This is a genomic window from Sphaerimonospora thailandensis (assembly GCF_016863115.1).
In the GTDB taxonomy this organism is placed as follows: Bacteria; Actinomycetota; Actinomycetes; order Streptosporangiales; family Streptosporangiaceae; genus Sphaerimonospora; species Sphaerimonospora cavernae.
On sequence record NZ_BOOG01000020.1, the window covers coordinates 59,621 to 76,713 of the forward strand.

Below are 17,093 nucleotides of genomic sequence, written 5' to 3' on the forward strand. Positions count from 1 at the left end.
ACGGGCCTGCCGAAAGCGAACCCGAAAATCGAAAACGAGGAGGGGCAGATGCTGAACCTGTCCGTCGTGCTGGAGGACAGCGCCAGGGAGCACCCTGACCACACGGCCGTCGTCTACGGAGACCTGCGTCTGCCCTACTCCCTCGTCGATTCCATGGCCAACCAGGTCGCGAACCTACTGGTCTCACGCGGGATCGGCCGCGGCGACAAGGTCGCGCTGGCCTGCCCCAACCTGCCGTACTTCCCGTTCGTCTACTTCGGGATCCTCAAGGCGGGGGCGATCGTCGTTCCGCTCAACGTGCTGCTCCAGGCCAGGGAGATCACCTACCACCTGGACGACTCCGAGGCGAAGGCGTTCTTCTGCTTCGAGGGCACGCCGGAGTTGCCTCTCGGCGAACGCGGCCTGGAGGGCTTCGAGGGAGCGGCGGGCGCCGAGCACTTCTTCGTGCTGCCCGCGACGCCGCTCGCGACCGAGTCCCCGTACGGCGAGAGCGTGTGGGCGGCGCTCGACGGCATGCCGGGGACGTTCGAGACCGCGGCGACCTCGGCGGAGGACACGGCGGTGATCCTCTACACCAGCGGAACCACCGGGCAGCCCAAGGGAGCCGAGCTCAGCCACCAGAACATGCTGCTCAACGCGATGGTCAGCGACGAGATGTTCCCCAGTCACGAGCGGAACGTCTACCTCGCCACGCTGCCGCTGTTCCACTCGTTCGGGCAGACCGTGGTCATGAACACCGGGTTCCGGCGGCACGCGACCGTGGTTCTGATGCCGCGGTTCGAGCCGGCCGCGGCCCTCGAACTCATGACCGGGGAGAGCGTCACGTCGTTCGCGGGGGTGCCCACCATGTACTGGGCCATGCTCACCGCGGTACGCACCGGGCAGGCCGACGTGCCGAAGTCCCTGGTCACCGCGGTATCCGGTGGTTCCGCGCTGCCGGTGGAGGTGCTCAAGGACTTCTCCGCGACGTTCGGCGTCGGCATCCTGGAGGGCTACGGGCTGTCGGAGACCGCGCCGGTGGCCTCGTTCAACCAGCCGGGCAGGCCCGCCAAGGCCGGCTCGATCGGCACTCCGATCTGGGGCGTGGAGATGCGGCTCGTCGACGCCGACTGGAACACGGTCGACGACATCGGAGAGATCGCCATCCGCGGGCACAACATCATGAAGGGCTACTACAACCGTCCGGAGGCGACGGCCGAGGTCATGCGGGACGGCTGGTTCCGCACGGGCGACATCGCCCGCCGCGACGAGGACGGCTACTACTACATCGTCGACCGGGCCAAGGACATGATCATCCGAGGGGGTTTCAACGTCTACCCCCGAGAGATCGAGGAGGTCCTGATGACCCACCCGGCGGTCTCACTCGCCGCGGTCGTCGGGGTCCCCCACGACTCCCACGGCGAGGAGATCAAAGCGTACGTCATCCGCGGCCCGCAGGCCTCCGTCTCCGAGGAGGAGCTGGTGGCCTGGTGCCGGGAGAACATGGCGGCCTACAAGTACCCGCGGATCGTCGAGTTCCGCGACGCCCTGCCGATGACCGCCACCGGAAAGATCCTCAAACGCGAGCTGCGGTAGGGCAGCGGTCAGGGCCAGCCGAGGGACGGGCGCAGCGGAACCTGTGACCGTCCCTCGTCGTCGAGCCTGACCCCGAGCACCTGGTGGAGCTGCACCTTGTTGCGCTCGAACCCGACCACGCAGCCGGCCATGTAGAGCCGCCAGACCCGGGCGGTGCCCTGGCCGACCTCCTCGACCGCCTCGTCCCAGTGCTCGTCGAGGTTCTCGCACCACTCGCGCAGGGTCAGCGCGTAGTGCTCGCGCAGGTCCTCCTGGTGGCGGATCTCGAAGCCGATGTCCTCCATCTGGCGGATCAGGTGGCCGACGGACTCCAGTTCGCCGTCCGGGAAGACGTACTTGTTGATGAAGCCGCCCTTGTTGAACGTCTTCTCGGTCCCGGTCGGGCGGGTGATGCAGTGGTTGAGCAGCCGCCCGCCCGGCCTGAGCATGCCGTACAGGAAGGAGAAGTAGGACGGCAGGTTGTCCTTGCCGATGTGCTCGGTGAGGCCGATCGAGCTCACCCGGTCGAAGTCCGTCTCGGGCACGTCGCGGTAGTCCATGTGGCGGACCTCGGCGAGGTCGGTCAGCCCGGCCTCGGCGATCGCCTTCTGCGCCCACTCGGCCTGTTGCCGGGAGAGCGTGACGCCCAGGGCCTTCACGCCGTACTCCTTGGCCGCGTGCATGACCATGCCGCCCCAGCCGCAGCCGACGTCGAGCAGCCGCATCCCCGGCTGGAGGTCCAGCTTCTTGGCCACCAGATCGAACTTCGTGTACTGCGCCTCCTCCAGCGTGGAGTCGTGGCTGGGGAAGACCGCGCAGGTGTACGCCATGGAGGGACCGAGGACCCACTCGTAGAACCGGTTGGAGACGTCGTAGTGGTGCTGGATCACCTCGGCGTCGCGCTGCTTCGCATGGCGGCTGCCCAGTTTCGCCAGTGTGCTCTGCCGCATCTCCTGCGGCGGCGGCTGGACGCGCATCATCAGCGGCTTGACGCCGAGCGACCGGACCGCGTCGATCTTCGCGCGCAGCGGCAGGTCGTTCAACGTCAGCGACCACATGCGGTCGAGCAGGGTGTACGTGTCGCCGTGGATATCGATGTGCCCGGCGATGTAGGCCCGGGCCAGGCCGAGCTCTCCCGGCGCCTGCGCCAGGTAGGCCACCGCGACGGGGGTCTTCACCTCGATCGTGACGTCGGCGTCCGCCGGGCCCGTCGCACTGCCGTCGTAGGCGGTCAGGCGAATGCCCGTGTCGGCACCGACGATCTTCTCGAAGATCTTCGCAAGAGACAATCTGCACCTCTCCCGGCTGTTGGGGTCCCGGCTGTCGCGTTACCGCCTATCTACCCCGGACGCACTTGTCATACAGGTCGAGCAGCCGCTCGCCCGGGTCGTACGCGCGCTTGACGGGCCAGTAGGCGTCCCCGTTGTACAGCCGCCAGAACTCCTCCCGTTCGTAGAACGAGGTCGAGTACAGCGACTTGTGGCCGTCGAGCCGGTGTACGGCATGCTCGATCAGCCTGTTGTAGTAGCCGTCGAACTGGCCGCGCGGCAACGGGACCATGCCCCAGAAGCCGAAGTTGACGTAGAGGCGGCCCGGCTCCAGCGGATACAGCGACCATTCGGTCGCGGCCTTGAGCGGGCACATCCACACCGGCGTCATGCCGACCTGACGCTGGAAGAAGTCGAGGAACTCCGCGCCCCGCTCGACCGGCACCTCCACATCCTGGATGACCGACTCCTGCACGGGGTTGCCGCGCCAGCGGTCGACGCGGGCGGTGAGGCCATACCGCTGGTCGAGCCCCACGAGTTTGCGGTAGACGTCCGAGCGGAGCAATCGGCGCGGCACCAGCGAGCGGACCAGCGGCTGCTGGACGCCGAACGCCCGCGAGCACCAGAACCAGTCGGTGTCCCATCGCCACAGGTAGTCGCGGATGGTCAGCCAGTCGCGGGAGCGGTTGCGGATCGACTGGTAGTAGATCCGCATGCCGGTGTAGTCGGAGGTGTAGGGCGCGCGGTCCGAGAACGTGCCAACGGTGACGTACATCTCGTTCGGCCCGAAGTACGTGCCGTCGACGAAGTCGACCGGCTCGCCGTCGTGCACCCGGCTCTCGCAGATCTCGTGCATGGTCAGCATGCACTTGTCCGCGTCGGCGAACCGGATGTGGGTCAACCGTACGAACGGCTTGACCGGGAGCAGCTTGATGCGGATCCGCAGGGCGTAGCCGAGCGTGCCGTAGGAGTTGGGGAAGGCGCGGAAAAGGTCGGCGTGCTCGCCCTCGGCCCGCGCCACGACGACACGGCCGTCGCCGGTGAGGATCTCCAGTTCCTCGACGGACTCGTGCGGCAGGCCGCGGGCGAAGCTGGTCGACTCGATGCCGAGGCCGGTGACCGCGCCGCCCAGCGTGATCGTCTTGAGCTGGGGCACCACGTACGGCATGAGCCCGTACGGCAGGGTCGCGTCGACCAGGTTCTCGTACGTGGTCATCCCCTGGACCTCGGCCGTCATGCTCGCGGGATCGACCTGGATCACCTGGTCGAGGTCACGGGCGGACAGTGCGGCCGTCTTCGTGGGCGTACGGAAGCGGAACAGGTTCGTGGTGGCCTTGGCGAGGCGGGGCGCGGCATCCTGCGGGATGGCCGCGTAGGACTCCCTGATCTGCTCGACTGCCTTCGTATGGGCGGTCATACTGGCCGTGCGGTCTGGCATGGAACCACCCCCTGGATCGCGAGATCGCCTCTTGAACGCTATCCCCCGAGAACTTCGCAGACCAGAGCTGACACGTTACGCCCGTGAAAACTCTCCGGATCGCCTGCGAACCAGGGGGATCCGGGTGATCGTATCTCTTTTCGACTCGCCGGCCGGTACCGGGCCCGGATCTACAGACCCGATCACCGGGATCCGTATGACCCGGGCCGACCGAAGCATGTTCTACTGGGCGCGTTGGAACACGACCCGGAGCAACCGAGCGCGGAGGACATCATGGAAGAGCCCCGGAGGGGCCCGCTGGCCGGGGTGCGCGTGCTGGAACTGGCCGGCCTGGCGCCCGGGCCGTTCGCCGGCATGATGCTGGCCGACCACGGCGCGCGGGTGCTGCGGATCGACCGGGTCGGGGCGGTCGACGACAGACCCCGCCGGGACGTCATGGACCGCGGCAAGCGCACGATCGGGCTCGATCTGAAGTCACCCGCGGGCGTCGCGGCCTTCAAGAAGCTGGCCGCCGGGGCCGACGTGGTGATCGAGGTGTTCCGGCCGGGCGTCGCCGAACGGCTGGGGATCGGCCCGGCCGACCTGCACACGGTGAACGAGCGGCTGGTCTACGGCCGGATGACCGGCTGGGGTCAGCGGGGGCCCCTCGCGCCGGCCGCCGGGCACGACATCGACTACATCGCGATCTCCGGGGTCCTGTCGCTGCTGGGCCGGGCGGGCGGCAAGCCCACTCCGCCCATCAACATCCTCGGCGACTTCGCCGGCGGGGGCCTCATGCTGGCCTACGGCGTGCTGCTCGCCCTGTTCGAACGCGAGCGCACCGGGCGAGGCCAGGTGATCGACGCCGCGATGGTGGACGGCGCCGCGCTCCTGTTCGCGATGTTCTACGCCGGCGTGGCCGGCGGCCACTGGGGGCCGCGCGGGACCAACCTGCTGGACACCGGTGCGCCGATGTACGACACGTACGAGACGGCCGACGGGGGGTTCCTCGCGGTCGGGCCACTGGAACCGCAGTTCTGGGCGGAGATGCTCGACCGGATGGGTCGGCTGGTGGACATGACGGAGCTGCCGAACCGGGACGACCCGGCGAACTGGCCGAAGCTGCGCGAACGGCTCACCTCAGCCTTCCGGTCCAGAACCCGGGCCGAGTGGGAGCAGGCCTTCGAGGGCTCGGACGCCTGCGTCTTCCCCGTCCTGGACATGAACGAGGCCGCGGCGCATCCGCACAACCGGGCACGGGAGACGTTCCTGGAGATCGGCGGCGTCCTGCAACCGGCCCCGGCGCCGCGCCTGCTCGGCAGTGAACGACAGGGGGGACACGGAGACCATCTGGCCCCGGCCATCCGGCTCCACGACCTGACCGAGTGGGGCCTGCCGGACGACGAGGCCGAGGCACTGCGCGCGGCCGGAGTGCTGGCCTGATCAGGATTCTCGGTCAGGACGCCGGGTCAGGGTTTCGGGTCAGGATTCTCAGAAAGACGGCAGGACCGCGACGTAGAGGTCGACACCCCCGGGATGATGCACCTCGAGGTCGGTGGTGTGGGCGCGGGCGGGGGCGCCGCCCGACTCCGTGTGCTTCCACACCTGCTGCCACGTCTCGAGCAGCGCACCCGGCATCGGGCCGCGCGCCTCGAACAGCATGGCCGGAACGCCGGGGACCCGCACGGCGACCATGCCCTCGGGCAGCCGCGCCGCCGTGCGCACGGCGATGCCGACGATCTGGGTGTACGCCCCGTGGTGGTCGCTCTCGTAGTCGGTCAGCACCGCGTAGAGGTGCTCGTCGACCCGGCCCGGCACATGTGCGAACGCTCCCGCGGCCCCCGCGCGCGCCCACAGTCCCGGCAACTGGGCGCGGGCCGGGTCGGCCTCAGCGACGTTGGTCGTCCGTACGGCGTAGCCGACGACGAGCACCTCCGCCCGGTCAACGATGATCACGGTTTCTCCTCTCAAGCGAGGTCAATGTATCCGGTACCCGGGGCTCCCCTCGTTCCGGGCCGGGAATGCCGGATTACGACCGCTCACCACATAGGCTGGACAAACGTGCGATTCCTAAATGATGTGACGCCGCCCTACGATCTCACGTACAGCGATGTCTTCATGGTGCCGTCCCGATCGGCGATCGGGTCACGCCTTGCCGTGGATCTCTCGACGAACGACGGCACCGCCACCACGATCCCTGTCGTGGTGGCCAACATGACCGCCGTGGCCGGACGCCGCATGGCGGAGACCGTGGCCCGCCGCGGCGGCATCACGATCATCCCACAGGACATCCCGATCGACGTGGTGGCCGAGGTCGTCCAATGGGTGAAGGCCCGAGACCTGGTCCATGACACCCCGATCACGCTGACGGCCCACCGCACGGTCGGCGAGGCGCTGAGCCTGCTGCCCAAGCGGGCGCACGGCGCGGTGATCGTCGTGGACTGGCAGAACCGCCCCGTCGGCGTCGTCACCGAGGCCGACTGTCAGGGGGTGGACATGTTCACCCAGCTCTCCCAGGTCATGTCGGCCTCGCCGCAGACGCTGCCGCGCGGGATCGACCCGCAGGCCGCGTTCGACGCGCTGCACGAGGGCCGCCACCGCCTCGCCCCGGTCGTCGACGAAGACGGCAGCGTGGTCGGCATCCTCACCCGTACGGGAGCGCTGCGCTCCACGCTGTACCGGCCGGCGGTCGACGCGGAGGGCCGGCTGCGCATCGGCGCCGCCGTCGGCGTGAACGGCGACGTCGCCGCCAGGGCCAAGGAACTGCTGGAGGCGGGCGTGGACGTGCTCGTGGTCGACACGGCCCACGGCCACCAGGAGAAGATGATCTCCGCCCTCCGGGCGGTCCGCGCGCTCGGCCCGGACGTACCGGTCGCGGCGGGCAACGTCGTCACCGCCGAGGGCGTGCGCGACCTGGTCGAGGCGGGGGCCGACATCATCAAGGTCGGCGTCGGGCCGGGCGCGATGTGCACCACCCGGATGATGACCGGCGTGGGCCGGCCGCAGTTCTCCGCCGTGCTGGAGTGCGCCGCGCAGGCCCGCGCGCTGGGCCGCCACGTGTGGGCCGACGGCGGCGTGCGCCATCCGCGCGACGTCGCGCTCGCGCTCGCGGCCGGCGCGTCCAACGTGATGATCGGCTCGTGGTTCGCCGGGACGTACGAGTCGCCGGGAGACACCCGGATCGCGCCCGACGGCCGCGCCTACAAGGAGAACTACGGCATGGCCTCGGCCCGTGCCGTACGGCTGCGCACCGCCGAGGACTCGCCGTTCGAGCGGGCGCGCAAGGCGCTGTTCGAGGAGGGCATCTCGACGTCGCGGATGTACCTGGATCCGATGCGGCCGAGCGTCGAGGACCAGATCGACGCCATCGTCGCGGGCCTGCGGTCGTCCTGCACCTATGCCGGCGCGGCCGACCTGGAGGAGTTCCACGGGCGGGCCGTCGTGGGCGTGCAGAGCGCCTCCGGATACAGCGAGGGCATGCCGCTCCACCAGAGTTGGTGACCCCGCCCTCGCGGCCGGGACAGGCGTGACCATCCCCTGACGGGTAGTGCGGTCAGGCAACGACCGCACTACCCGTGGACGTTGACGAACCCGCCATCGGACGACTACCTGATGCTAGCATTGCTATCAGGAGGTGACCTGGATGGCTGCACTCAGCATCCGTAATCTCGACGACGAGGTGAAACGTCGTCTGCGCATGCGAGCGGCTCGCCACGGTCGATCGATGGAGGCTGAAGCCCGCGCCATCCTCGAAGAAGCGGTGGCCGAGCCGGAGACCCCGGAGAACCTGTTCACCACGCTGCTGGACCGCTTCGCCGCCCTCGGGGGCATCGAGCTAGAACTGCCGGCCCGGGCGACGCCGCCACGCGCAGCCGACTTCGCGTCATGATCGTCATCGATACCACCGTGGTGTCGGAACTTATGAGGCCGGCACCGGCGCCGACGGTGGTGCAGTGGATCCGATCACAAACCGGACGTGATTTGTACACCACCTCGATCACTCTGGCGGAGATCCGCTACGGCATCGAGCGACTGCCCGACGGGCGCCGCAAGAAACTGCTGGCGGTCACCGCGGAGGAGGTGTTCGACGCCTTCGCCGACAAGGTACTGCCCTTCAACGCACCGGCGGCCCCGCTGTACGCGGCAGTCGTCAGCGCCCGGGAACGGGCAGGCACGCCGATCGACGGGTTCGACGCCCAGATCGCCGCCATCTGCCGCGCCCACCGGGCCACCTTGGCCACCCGCAACCTCAAGGACTTCTACGACACCGGGATCGAAACCATCGACCCCTGGGGCCAGAGCTGACCCGGCCGGGATGGGCGCGGCGGGGCGGGTCCGACCGGTAGAGTCGATCTCCGCCGGAAGCCCCCGGCGCGAGAGGACAGGAGACGCACGTGACAGCGGAGAAGCCCGAGATCGACTTCCCCGAGGGCGCACCGCCCGCCGACCTGGAGATCGTCGACCTCGTCGAGGGAGACGGACCCGAGGCCCAGGCGGGGCAGAACGTCACCGTGCACTACGTCGGAGTCGCCTTCTCCACCGGCGAGGAGTTCGACGCGTCATGGAACCGGGGCCAGCCGTTCCAGTTCCCGCTGGGCGGCGGCCGCGTCATCGCCGGGTGGGACCGCGGCGTGGTCGGCATGAAGGTCGGCGGGCGGCGCCGCCTCACGATCCCCCCGCACCTCGGGTACGGCAACCGCGGCGCGGGCAACGTCATCAAGCCGGGCGAGACGCTCATCTTCGTCGTCGATCTGCTCGGCGTCGGCTGACAGTCCGCAGGCCCGGCCGGATCCAGGCCCGATCGAACCCGCCCGATCGAAGCCAAGCAGACGGGCTCCGGCATGGCGGGACCTTGGTTTGGCTGGACCTTGGTTTGGCGGGACCCGGTCTGGCGCGGGCGGGCTCCTGGCGTCGATGATGTTCCGATGACCACGGCCGCCGACCTCGCCCCCGCCATCCGTCAGCTCCCCCCGTTCGCCAGGCGTCCGATCGCGGTGATCGCGCTGACGGTCGTCGCGGTGCTGCTCGCCGTCAGTCCCTGGTACGGCTACCACCGCGACGAGCTGTACTTCCGGCTGCTGGGCGAGCACCCTCAGCTGGGGTACTTCGACACGCCGCCGCTCACTCCGATGATCGCGCGGGTGTCCACGGCGGTCTTCGGCGACACCGTCGTCGCCCTGCGGATCTTCCCGGCCCTGGCGGCCGGGGTCATCGTCGTGCTCGTCGCTCTCATCGCCCGCGAGTTCGGCGGGAGCCGTACGGCACAGCTCCTGGCCGCCGCCGGCACCGCCACCGGGGTCTTTCCCCTGATCGCCGGGCACGCGCTGCTGACGCTCACCCCGGACATGCTGGTGTGGGCCGCGGCCGCGCTGTGCCTGGCGCGGGTGCTCGTGCGGGGCGACGGGCGGTACTGGCTCGCGGTGGGCGTGATCGCGGGTGCGGCCACGTACAACCGCGACCTGATCGTGCTGCTGCTGGGCGGTGTCGGCGTGGGCGTCCTGGCGGCCGGCCCGCGCGAGGTCCTGCGGGACCGGCGGCTGTGGATCGGCGCGCTGCTGGCGATCGTGATCGCCGCGCCCAATCTCGTCTACCAGGCGACGCACGACTGGCCGCAGCTCCAGATGGCCGACGCCCTGCGCGGCGTCGAGGGCACGGACAACCGGATCGCCTTCGTGCCGCTGCAGCTCGTGCTGCTCGGCCCGCCCCAGGCGGTGATCTGCGTCGCGGGCTGGCTCAGGTTATGGCGCGGCCGCACGACACGGGCGTTCGCGATCGCGTACCCGCTGGGCTGCGCGCTGACGCTGTACTCCGGCGGCCGCCCCGACTACACGGCGGGGTTCCTGCTCTATCTGTTCGCGGCCGGCTGCGTCGTCGCCGCCGACTGGCGTTGGCGGCGGACGCTGGTGACCGCGTTGGCCGTCAGCGCGGTGATCGCGGTCGTGACGGCGCTGCCCGTCATCCCGGCCGCCTCACTCGGCGGCACCCCGGTCGCCGCGATGAACGAGGTGGCCCGCGAGTCCGTCGGGATGCGCGACCTCGCCCGGCAGGTCGGCCGGGTGGTGAGCGAACTTCCCGCGTCGGAGCGGGCGGATGCGGTGCTGCTGGCCTCGAACTACGGACAGGCGGGGGCGCTCGACCGGTGGGCGGGCGAGTTCGGGCTGCCGCCCGTCCACAGCCCGCACAACGAGCTGTGGTGGTGGGGTCCGCCGCCGGAGAGCGCCCGGACCGTGATCGTCGTCGGCTTCAATCCGACCGATGGGTTCGCCCGCTGCTCGGTCGCGGCAAACCTGAACGGGATGCCGGGCGAGGAACAGGGCAGGCCGATCACCATCTGCCGTGATCCCCTCCGGCCATGGCATGAGCTGTGGCCGGCCATGCGCCACTACAGCTGACCCCCACCCGCCATGGCCGGATCGGGCGGTCGTGAGGCAGGATTACTTTGTGTTGCTGATCGACCTCGCCCGCACGTCGGCGGCCGTCGCCGCGGACCGAGCGCGCACGGCCAAGATCGGGCACCTGGCCGAGCTGCTGGGCCGGGTCGGGCCGGACGAGGCCGAGATCGCGATCGCCTATCTGTCCGGCGAGCTGCGGCAGCGCCAGATCGGCGTCGGCTGGCGCAGCCTGCGTGATCTGCCCGAGCCTCGTCAGGTCGCGACGGCGACCCTCACCCAGGTAGACGCGCTGCTCGAACGGATCGGGTCCCGGTCCGGCCCCGGCTCGCAGGCCGCGCGCCGGGACCTGCTCAATGAGCTCTTCGCCGCGGTGACCCGGCAGGAGCAGGCGTTCCTGAAACGGCTGCTGATGGGTGAGCTCCGCCAGGGGGCGCAGGGCGGTGTGATGGTCGAGGCGATCGCCAAGGCAGCGGACGTGCTCGCGGCCGAGGTCCGCCGCGCGCTGACCCTGCGAGGCTGGCTGCCGGCGGTGGGAGCGGCCGCGCTGGGCGGCGGCGTGACGGCGCTGCGCGCGTTCCGCCTCGAGGTCGGCCGCCCGGTCGCGCCGATGCTCGCGCAGAGCGCGCCGAGCGTCACCGCCGCGCTGGAGAAGATCGGCGGCCCGGCCGCGATCGAGTGGAAGCTCGACGGCGTGCGGGTGCAGACCCACCGGCGAGGCGACCAGGTGACCGTGTTCACCCGCGGCCTCGACGACATCACCTCTCAGGTCCCCGAACTGGTCGAGGCGGTCGCCGCGCTGCCCGACACCGACCTGGTGCTCGACGGCGAGGTGATCGCGCTACGGCCCGACGGCCGCCCGGAGCCGTTCCAGGTCACCTCAGGCCGGGTCGCCGGCAAGATCGGGGTCGACGCGCTCCGAAAGACCGTGCCGCTCAGCGTCTTCTTCTTCGACGCGCTGCGGGTCCGGGGGACCGACCTGCTCGACCTGCCGGACGAGGAGCGGCACCGCGCCCTGGAGGCCGCCGTGCCGGCCGAGCTGATCACCCCGCGCCTCGTCACCGCCGACGCCGACGAGGGCGAGGAGTTCTTCGCCGACGCGCTGCGGCGCGGCCACGAGGGCGTCGTGGTGAAGTCACCGCGCACGCCGTACGCCGCAGGCCGACGCGGAGCCGGTTGGGTCAAGGTGAAGCCGCGGCACGCCCTGGACCTCGTGGTGCTGGCCGCCGAATGGGGCAGCGGCCGGCGCCAGGGACTGCTGTCCAATCTCCATCTGGGTGCCCTCGATCCCGAGACCGGCGGCTTCGTGATGCTCGGCAAGACCTTCAAGGGCCTGACCGACGAACTGCTGAGCTGGCAGACCGAGCAGTTCCTGCGACTGGCCGAGGGCCCCGCCGACGACTGGGTGGTCACGGTCAAACCCGAGCTCGTCGTGGAGATCGCCTTCGACGGCGTCCAGCGCTCGAGCCGCTATCCGGGCGGGATGGCACTGCGGTTCGCCCGCGTGCTGCGCTACCGGCCGGACAAGCGGCCCGATGAGGCCGACACGGTCGAGACGGTCCGCGCGCTCCTGCCCTGAGCGGTGCTCATTTCACAGGTTCATTTCACGAGTCGGATCGTCAGGGGGTAGCGGAACTCACCTCCTGACAGAGCCGACACCCCGGCGACGATGGACAGCACGAACCACAGGATCCAATAGACCGGTATCAGGGGGATGCCGATGATGGTGAACGGCAGCAGGATCGTCGCGCCGAACAGGGTGAGGTGGAAGTTCAGCGCCTCCACCGCGTGTCTCCTGACATAGGGCGAACTGCTGCCCGCCGCCAGCATGATGATCAGCGGACCGATCACGAACAGGCCGGCCAGCGACAGCAGATGCGCCCCGGCGCCGAGGAGACGGTCGCGGGATTCATCACTCGGCCCCGTGTACGCCGACGGGGGCGGCACATAGGCGGGACGCGTGCCGTAAAGATCGGCCATTATCGGCGTGAGGTCCGCATGCGTGCGCGCGGTCATGGCACGATCCAGCCGTTCATCCATCTCGATCTTGTCGAGTCTGCCCGCGGCGAAGGCCGCCTTCACGTGCTCGACCACCTGATCGCGGTCCGCGTCGGTCACGCGTAGCTGGGGGTGCGGCACGGGCCCGCGCCCCTGCCAACGTGGTGTCGCTGCCGCCGGCATCAAAGCATCGCCTTCCGTCAGTGGCCGTCAATGGCCCTACATCAAGTCTGCATCCATCTTCGGGCCGGCGGGGCGGAGCAGGCATCAGGGAAATCCCGGACCTGGCCCCGAGAAGTCCATGGGAGACGAACTTAACGCGTTCGTGATCGCGAAGCGGTATAAAAGCGCTATGGGATGGCGAGATCGCTATGGCCTCAGGCGACGGCGCGGGCCACGCGTGGCCAAGTTCGACCGCGCGGCGACCGATGAGGACATCGAGGCGCTCATCGAGTTCGCCAAGACGCGGCGCGGCGTCGAGTTCTACGTCGAGCCGGAGACCTTCGCGACCGAGACCACGGCAGTCGCCGTGGCCCACGACGGGGAATGGACCCGCCGCCGCGTCGGGTCACCCGCGGTGATCGGCAAGGTCGCCCGGGATCTCGCGCTGCCGGTCTACGACGTGCAGCTCACCGGCTATCCCGCGCGGATGCGCGCCTACAACGAACGGCGCCGACAGGCCGAGAGCGACGAGCTCGCGTAGCACGCGCCGGCCTGCAGAGCGGCGGCTCAGCCCGCCAGCGCGGTCGGCTCCTCTCCCAGCAGGGCGCGTAACGGCATCAGCCATCGCGAGTTCGGCGGACCCATCTCGATGTCGATCTCCTCTGGAGTGGGCATGCGGTCGCGCAGCGCGGCGGGTGGCAGCAGATGCGCCAGGGCCTGCCGCAGCAGGATCGCCATGGAGTAGCCGGGGTCGGCGGCCAGCGCCCGGTCCACGGCCATGCTCGCCAGCGCGCAGTCTCCCTCGCGCCAGGCCGCGGCGGCCAGCAGTGAGGCGGCGGGCGCGACGTATCGCGGCTCCAGCCTCCGGGTGAGGTCCCGCCACAGGGTGAGGTGGGAGTCGCGGTCGTCGAGCAGCGCCCACGCCTCGTCGCGTATGCGGATGACCGTGAGATCGAAGCCCAGGCGGGCCGCCTCGTCGTCGTCCAGCCGGCCGCCGGAGGCGTACCGTTCGATCGCGGCGCGGACCCGGGCCAGGCCGTCGGCGACGAACCGGGCGGCGAATCCGTCGGTGGACACGCCTGTCCCGGCCAGCCTGGCTCGCAGCTCGGTCGCGACGCGCCCGGTGAGCTCCCGCATCGCCGGTCCACCGGACGGCTCGAGCGAGCGCCGCAGGCTGCCGCGGTCTGGCAGCGCGACCAGCCCGTGCATGACGGCCTCGGCGGCCACCCGGCTGAACGCGGGGTCGTACGGCGTGCCCTCGGCTGGGCAGCAGGCGGTGTCGGCACACGCGTACGACCAGTAGCGGCCCTCGTCGGCCCGCAGAGCCTCGGCCAGGCCGATGCCTGCCGCGGCGAGCAGCCGCATGACCTGGTCGACGGCGGGGGTCACGAGGTGGCCCGGGCCGTACCCGACCAGGAGGGCCACCGTGACCTGCTCCCGCCGCAGCAGCGGGACGATCCGGTCGAGGTCCCCCGGCCGTGGCGGCAGGTCCCACCGCGTGCTCAGCCGCAGCGCCTTCCCGGCGAAGCCGGTGACGACGAGGCTGTCGGCGGGATGGAACCCGATGAGGTACGGCACGGCGGCGAGGATGTCCGCCGGGGTGGAGAGCACGAGCTTCGGCATAGCGGTCATGGGGCCAAAGCGTGCCCCACCCGCTCCCCCCGCCTCCCCACCGAACGCCGCTCTGTGGAAAACCGTGTTACCTCAACCAAACAAATCGGTCAGAATCGCCCGCGCCCTGGGGGAGATTTCTTCTCCAGGAAAGAACCGCTCGCATAGCCGGATCGCATCCTCGGCAGACGTGACGTCGGCAAGTTCTGCGAGATGCCGAAGATCATCCACATCACGGGTCCGGGCGGCCATCGCCTTCATCGCGAAGATTGTTCCGGCGACGCCGCCATAACCCGGAGACCCGGGTGGTCAAAGACCCTTCTTTTTCCCGGATCGTCCTTCCCCGAAATGTAGACACTGGCCTGCTCGTTCAACCACCACGGGGGCAATCCAAGGTCCTCAGCAACGTGGCGAGCTTCCTCCAAAACCACTCCATGCGGCACAAACAGAGCATCGACGTCGCGAGTGACCCGGACTGCGTCATAGGCAAGCGCCATGGCAGCCCCACCCACCACGAAGAGATCCGCTATGACGCCCCGGCGCATCAACCGCTCTCCCAGCGCGGTGAAAGCCCGCTCGAGTTCTGCTCTGCCGAGCAGAGCATCGTTTGTCTCGGTCATGCCGCCTCAAGATCTCTGCTGGACAGGTAGACCCCATGCTTGCGAAACGCGGCCGGGGCCCTCACGAGCGCGTCCATGCGCTGGCTGACCAACTCCGCAGGGAACCAGGGATGACGCAGGACCCGTAGCACGGTCCACGACGGCGGGGCGAGGTCATGCTTTGCGGCGAGATGCTCGGCGATCGCGGCCAACAAGGCGTCCCATCGTTCGTCGCCCACGGTTTCCGGCTCGGCGTGAAGCAGCGAAGGTTGGACATCTGGAGTCTCCCAGCGGTATTCCTCCAGGAACTCCCACACGAGCTTCCAGCGGATCTTGACATCCGCGCTCGCAACCAGACGTGTTGCCAGGTCAGCCAGGGTCATCGGGCTGTACGCCATGTCATCCTCCTCGCCCCGCTCTGGTCGGCTTCGATGCTAGCGCCCCGTTACTCACTCTGTTCGCGTTGGACGAACGGGCAATCAGCGCACCAGGCCTTGGTCGTAACACGAACGTTACGTTTATTTCTCCGAGGGTGAGTCGATGCGCAGTCTGTTCTGGGAGGACCTGCAGCGAGATTTGGAGGATCCCGGGGTTCTGAGAGAGTACCTCACGGAGTCAGGCAAGATCGCGGCCATCGATACGATCGTCAATGGAGCCTAGCGGCGTGCCAGGTGCAGGCGGACGAGCATGGCGGCGCCGGCCACGGCGGCCGGCATGATGATCACGCTGACGAGCGGCACGAGGAAAGCCAGGAAGATGGGGACGCCGAAGCCGAGCGACACCGCCTTGTTCGAGCGGAGCAGGGCGAACCGCTCCCGGCGTGCGAGACCCCGGCGTTCCATCGCCAGCGCGGTGAGCTCCACGGTGAGGAAGAAGCCCGAGACGATGGCTCCGAGCACCGGCACGACGGTCTGACCGATCACCGGCACGAACCCGAGCACGAACAGCGGGATCGTGAACATCAGGACGTACCCGAGCGTGATGAGGCTGTCGCGGATGGACCGGAGGAACGACCGCCAGAACGGCTGATCCGGCCCGTCGGGCAGCCCGCCGAGATCCTCCTCCACCTTCTCCGACAGATTCTCGTAGAAGGGCTCCCCGATGGCCAGCGCGACCGCGGTGAAGGTCAGTACGGCGAGGCCGAGTCCGGCCACGAAGACGACGACGCCGACGAGGACCCGGAACACGTCGCGCCGGCCCCAGCCGTCGGCGAACGGCGTGGCCCAGGCGGCGATGTCACCGGCGTGCGTGCCGAGCCATACCAGTGCGACGACGTAGAGGACGAGCGCGATCAAGGCCGGGATCAGCCCGAACAGCCACCATCCCGGGTGCCTGGCGACCCAGCCGAGCCCCTTGAAGCAGTAGCCGACGCCGTCGGCGAAACCACCCGGACCGCCCCGTCCAGTGGCAGGCCGCCCAGTAGAAGACCGCCCAATAGCAGGCCGGCCGGTCTCACCGGCGCTGTGCCGATCATTCCCGTTCACGCCGGGCAGGCTACCGCCAAAGGCTCGTGACGGACACTCCGAGTTCGGCGAACAGGCGGCGGAGCAGGGGCAGCGAGATCCCGAGCACGTTGCCGTGATCGCCGTCGATGCCGTCGATGAACCAGCCGCCGAGGCCGTCGAGGGTGAACGCCCCCGCGACGCGCAGCGGCTCCCCGCTGGCGACGTACGCGGCGATCTCGTCGTCGGCCGGGGTGCCGAACCGCACGACGGTCGATCCCACCGCCTTGACCGTGCCGCCTCCCGCCACGTCCTTGACGCAGTGTCCGGTCAGCAGCCTGCCGGTCCTCCCCCGCATCATCCGCCAGCGGCGTACCGCCTCCTCCGGCGAGCCGGGCTTGCCGTACGCGACGCCGTCGAGCTCGAGCACGGAGTCGCAGCCGATGACGAGACCCTCGTTGAGGGTCCGGGACACGGCGACGGCTTTGGCTTCGGCAAGGGCGAGGCAGAGTTCTTCGGGAGAGCCGGCGGTGACGGCCTCCTCGTCCACCCCGCTGACGATCACCTTGGGGTCGAGCCCCGCCGCGCGCAGTACGCCGAGTCGGGCGGGTGATGCGGAGGCAAGCACGAGCTCGGTCACACCGGAAGCCTAC

The 17,093-nt window shown here is 69.7% G+C and carries 19 protein-coding genes; 9 read left to right on the forward strand and 10 right to left on the reverse strand.

What is annotated here, in order from left to right:
• The first annotated feature begins 48 nt into the window (after positions 1 to 48).
• Positions 49 to 1,575 carry a long-chain-fatty-acid--CoA ligase gene (locus Mth01_RS12015; RefSeq protein WP_204015885.1) on the forward strand — a complete coding sequence of 509 codons (1,527 nt, stop codon included), beginning with the start codon at positions 49 to 51 and terminating at the stop codon, positions 1,573 to 1,575.
• An 8-nt stretch (positions 1,576 to 1,583) separates the two neighbouring features.
• Here Mth01_RS12015 and Mth01_RS12020 read toward each other — a convergent pair whose 3' ends face one another.
• Both Mth01_RS12020 and Mth01_RS12025 read right to left on the reverse strand, forming a co-directional pair.
• The gene (locus tag Mth01_RS12020) at positions 1,584 to 2,843 is read right to left on the reverse strand and encodes a class I SAM-dependent methyltransferase (RefSeq protein WP_204015886.1); all 1,260 of its coding nucleotides are present in this window, start codon (positions 2,841 to 2,843) and stop codon (positions 1,584 to 1,586) included.
• Between the two features lie 46 nt (positions 2,844 to 2,889).
• Positions 2,890 to 4,260, reverse strand: a complete 1,371-nt coding sequence (locus Mth01_RS12025) for an FAD-binding oxidoreductase (RefSeq protein WP_239089596.1) — start codon at positions 4,258 to 4,260, stop codon at positions 2,890 to 2,892.
• 273 nt (positions 4,261 to 4,533) lie between these two features.
• Here Mth01_RS12025 and Mth01_RS12030 point away from each other — a divergent pair, with 273 nt between their 5' ends.
• Positions 4,534 to 5,682, forward strand: coding sequence for a CaiB/BaiF CoA transferase family protein (locus Mth01_RS12030; protein WP_204015887.1), 1,149 nt, complete (start codon positions 4,534 to 4,536; stop codon positions 5,680 to 5,682).
• 48 nt (positions 5,683 to 5,730) lie between these two features.
• Here Mth01_RS12030 and Mth01_RS12035 read toward each other — a convergent pair whose 3' ends face one another.
• A complete protein-coding gene (locus tag Mth01_RS12035; RefSeq protein ID WP_204015888.1) occupies positions 5,731 to 6,195 on the reverse strand; it encodes a GyrI-like domain-containing protein in 465 nt (154 codons plus the stop codon).
• A gap of 105 nt (positions 6,196 to 6,300) precedes the next feature.
• Between Mth01_RS12035 and Mth01_RS12040 the strand changes: the two genes are divergently transcribed.
• The 6 genes from Mth01_RS12040 to Mth01_RS12065 all read left to right on the forward strand — a co-directional run bounded on the left by Mth01_RS12040 (position 6,301) and on the right by Mth01_RS12065 (position 12,207).
• Entirely contained in the window at positions 6,301 to 7,740 is a 1,440-nt protein-coding gene (locus Mth01_RS12040; protein WP_204015889.1) for a GuaB1 family IMP dehydrogenase-related protein, read from the forward strand.
• A gap of 142 nt (positions 7,741 to 7,882) precedes the next feature.
• The gene (locus tag Mth01_RS12045) at positions 7,883 to 8,128 is read left to right on the forward strand and encodes a FitA-like ribbon-helix-helix domain-containing protein (RefSeq protein WP_204015890.1); all 246 of its coding nucleotides are present in this window, start codon (positions 7,883 to 7,885) and stop codon (positions 8,126 to 8,128) included.
• Entirely contained in the window at positions 8,125 to 8,544 is a 420-nt protein-coding gene (locus Mth01_RS12050; protein WP_204015891.1) for a type II toxin-antitoxin system VapC family toxin, read from the forward strand. The genes Mth01_RS12045 and Mth01_RS12050 overlap by 4 nt, the downstream gene beginning before the upstream one ends.
• 89 nt (positions 8,545 to 8,633) lie before the next feature.
• A complete protein-coding gene (locus Mth01_RS12055) occupies positions 8,634 to 9,008 on the forward strand; it encodes an FKBP-type peptidyl-prolyl cis-trans isomerase (RefSeq protein ID WP_204015892.1) in 375 nt (124 codons plus the stop codon).
• A 156-nt stretch (positions 9,009 to 9,164) separates the two neighbouring features.
• Positions 9,165 to 10,631 carry a glycosyltransferase family 39 protein gene (locus tag Mth01_RS12060; protein ID WP_204015893.1) on the forward strand — a complete coding sequence of 489 codons (1,467 nt, stop codon included), beginning with the start codon at positions 9,165 to 9,167 and terminating at the stop codon, positions 10,629 to 10,631.
• A gap of 49 nt (positions 10,632 to 10,680) precedes the next feature.
• Positions 10,681 to 12,207 carry an ATP-dependent DNA ligase gene (locus Mth01_RS12065; RefSeq protein WP_204015894.1) on the forward strand — a complete coding sequence of 509 codons (1,527 nt, stop codon included), beginning with the start codon at positions 10,681 to 10,683 and terminating at the stop codon, positions 12,205 to 12,207.
• Positions 12,208 to 12,227: 20 nt separating this feature from the next.
• Here the strand turns inward: Mth01_RS12065 and Mth01_RS12070 are convergent, their stop codons facing one another.
• The gene (locus Mth01_RS12070; RefSeq protein WP_204015895.1) at positions 12,228 to 12,809 is read right to left on the reverse strand and encodes a DUF1707 and DUF4870 domain-containing protein; all 582 of its coding nucleotides are present in this window, start codon (positions 12,807 to 12,809) and stop codon (positions 12,228 to 12,230) included.
• A gap of 169 nt (positions 12,810 to 12,978) precedes the next feature.
• Between Mth01_RS12070 and Mth01_RS12075 the strand changes: the two genes are divergently transcribed.
• Entirely contained in the window at positions 12,979 to 13,329 is a 351-nt protein-coding gene (locus Mth01_RS12075; RefSeq protein ID WP_204015896.1) for a hypothetical protein, read from the forward strand.
• A gap of 26 nt (positions 13,330 to 13,355) precedes the next feature.
• On the opposite strand, the gene Mth01_RS12080 is transcribed toward Mth01_RS12075, so the two are convergent.
• The 6 genes from Mth01_RS12080 to Mth01_RS12105 form a co-directional block, all read right to left on the reverse strand.
• Positions 13,356 to 14,420: a DUF4192 domain-containing protein gene (locus tag Mth01_RS12080; RefSeq protein ID WP_204015897.1), complete on the reverse strand. Its 1,065-nt coding sequence runs from the start codon at positions 14,418 to 14,420 to the stop codon at positions 13,356 to 13,358.
• Positions 14,421 to 14,492: 72 nt separating this feature from the next.
• Complete coding sequence (locus tag Mth01_RS12085) at positions 14,493 to 14,660, reverse strand: hypothetical protein (RefSeq protein ID WP_204015898.1); 168 nt, start codon at positions 14,658 to 14,660, stop codon at positions 14,493 to 14,495.
• Positions 14,657 to 15,019 carry a hypothetical protein gene (locus Mth01_RS12090; protein WP_204015899.1) on the reverse strand — a complete coding sequence of 121 codons (363 nt, stop codon included), beginning with the start codon at positions 15,017 to 15,019 and terminating at the stop codon, positions 14,657 to 14,659. Before Mth01_RS12090 ends, Mth01_RS12085 begins: the two co-directional genes overlap by 4 nt.
• Positions 15,016 to 15,396, reverse strand: coding sequence for a hypothetical protein (locus tag Mth01_RS12095; protein WP_204015900.1), 381 nt, complete (start codon positions 15,394 to 15,396; stop codon positions 15,016 to 15,018). The genes Mth01_RS12090 and Mth01_RS12095 overlap by 4 nt, the downstream gene beginning before the upstream one ends.
• Positions 15,397 to 15,654: 258 nt before the next feature.
• Entirely contained in the window at positions 15,655 to 16,482 is an 828-nt protein-coding gene (locus Mth01_RS12100) for an EI24 domain-containing protein (protein ID WP_239089599.1), read from the reverse strand.
• 10 nt (positions 16,483 to 16,492) lie between these two features.
• A complete protein-coding gene (locus tag Mth01_RS12105) occupies positions 16,493 to 17,080 on the reverse strand; it encodes a Maf family protein (RefSeq protein ID WP_204015901.1) in 588 nt (195 codons plus the stop codon).
• Positions 17,081 to 17,093: the final 13 nt, after the last annotated feature.

Coding starts and splice junctions, on each gene's coding strand:
- Mth01_RS12015 (WP_204015885.1), top strand. CDS start 49: ATGCTGAACCTGTCCGTCGTGCTGGAGGACAGCGCCAGGGAGCACCCT.
- Mth01_RS12025 (WP_239089596.1), bottom strand. CDS start 4,260: ATGCCAGACCGCACGGCCAGTATGACCGCCCATACGAAGGCAGTCGAG.
- Mth01_RS12030 (WP_204015887.1), top strand. CDS start 4,534: ATGGAAGAGCCCCGGAGGGGCCCGCTGGCCGGGGTGCGCGTGCTGGAA.
- Mth01_RS12045 (WP_204015890.1), top strand. CDS start 7,883: ATGGCTGCACTCAGCATCCGTAATCTCGACGACGAGGTGAAACGTCGT.
- Mth01_RS12050 (WP_204015891.1), top strand. CDS start 8,125: ATGATCGTCATCGATACCACCGTGGTGTCGGAACTTATGAGGCCGGCA.
- Mth01_RS12060 (WP_204015893.1), top strand. CDS start 9,165: ATGACCACGGCCGCCGACCTCGCCCCCGCCATCCGTCAGCTCCCCCCG.
- Mth01_RS12070 (WP_204015895.1), bottom strand. CDS start 12,809: ATGCCGGCGGCAGCGACACCACGTTGGCAGGGGCGCGGGCCCGTGCCG.
- Mth01_RS12075 (WP_204015896.1), top strand. CDS start 12,979: ATGGGATGGCGAGATCGCTATGGCCTCAGGCGACGGCGCGGGCCACGC.
- Mth01_RS12080 (WP_204015897.1), bottom strand. CDS start 14,420: ATGACCGCTATGCCGAAGCTCGTGCTCTCCACCCCGGCGGACATCCTC.
- Mth01_RS12085 (WP_204015898.1), bottom strand. CDS start 14,660: ATGAAGGCGATGGCCGCCCGGACCCGTGATGTGGATGATCTTCGGCAT.
- Mth01_RS12090 (WP_204015899.1), bottom strand. CDS start 15,019: ATGACCGAGACAAACGATGCTCTGCTCGGCAGAGCAGAACTCGAGCGG.
- Mth01_RS12095 (WP_204015900.1), bottom strand. CDS start 15,396: ATGGCGTACAGCCCGATGACCCTGGCTGACCTGGCAACACGTCTGGTT.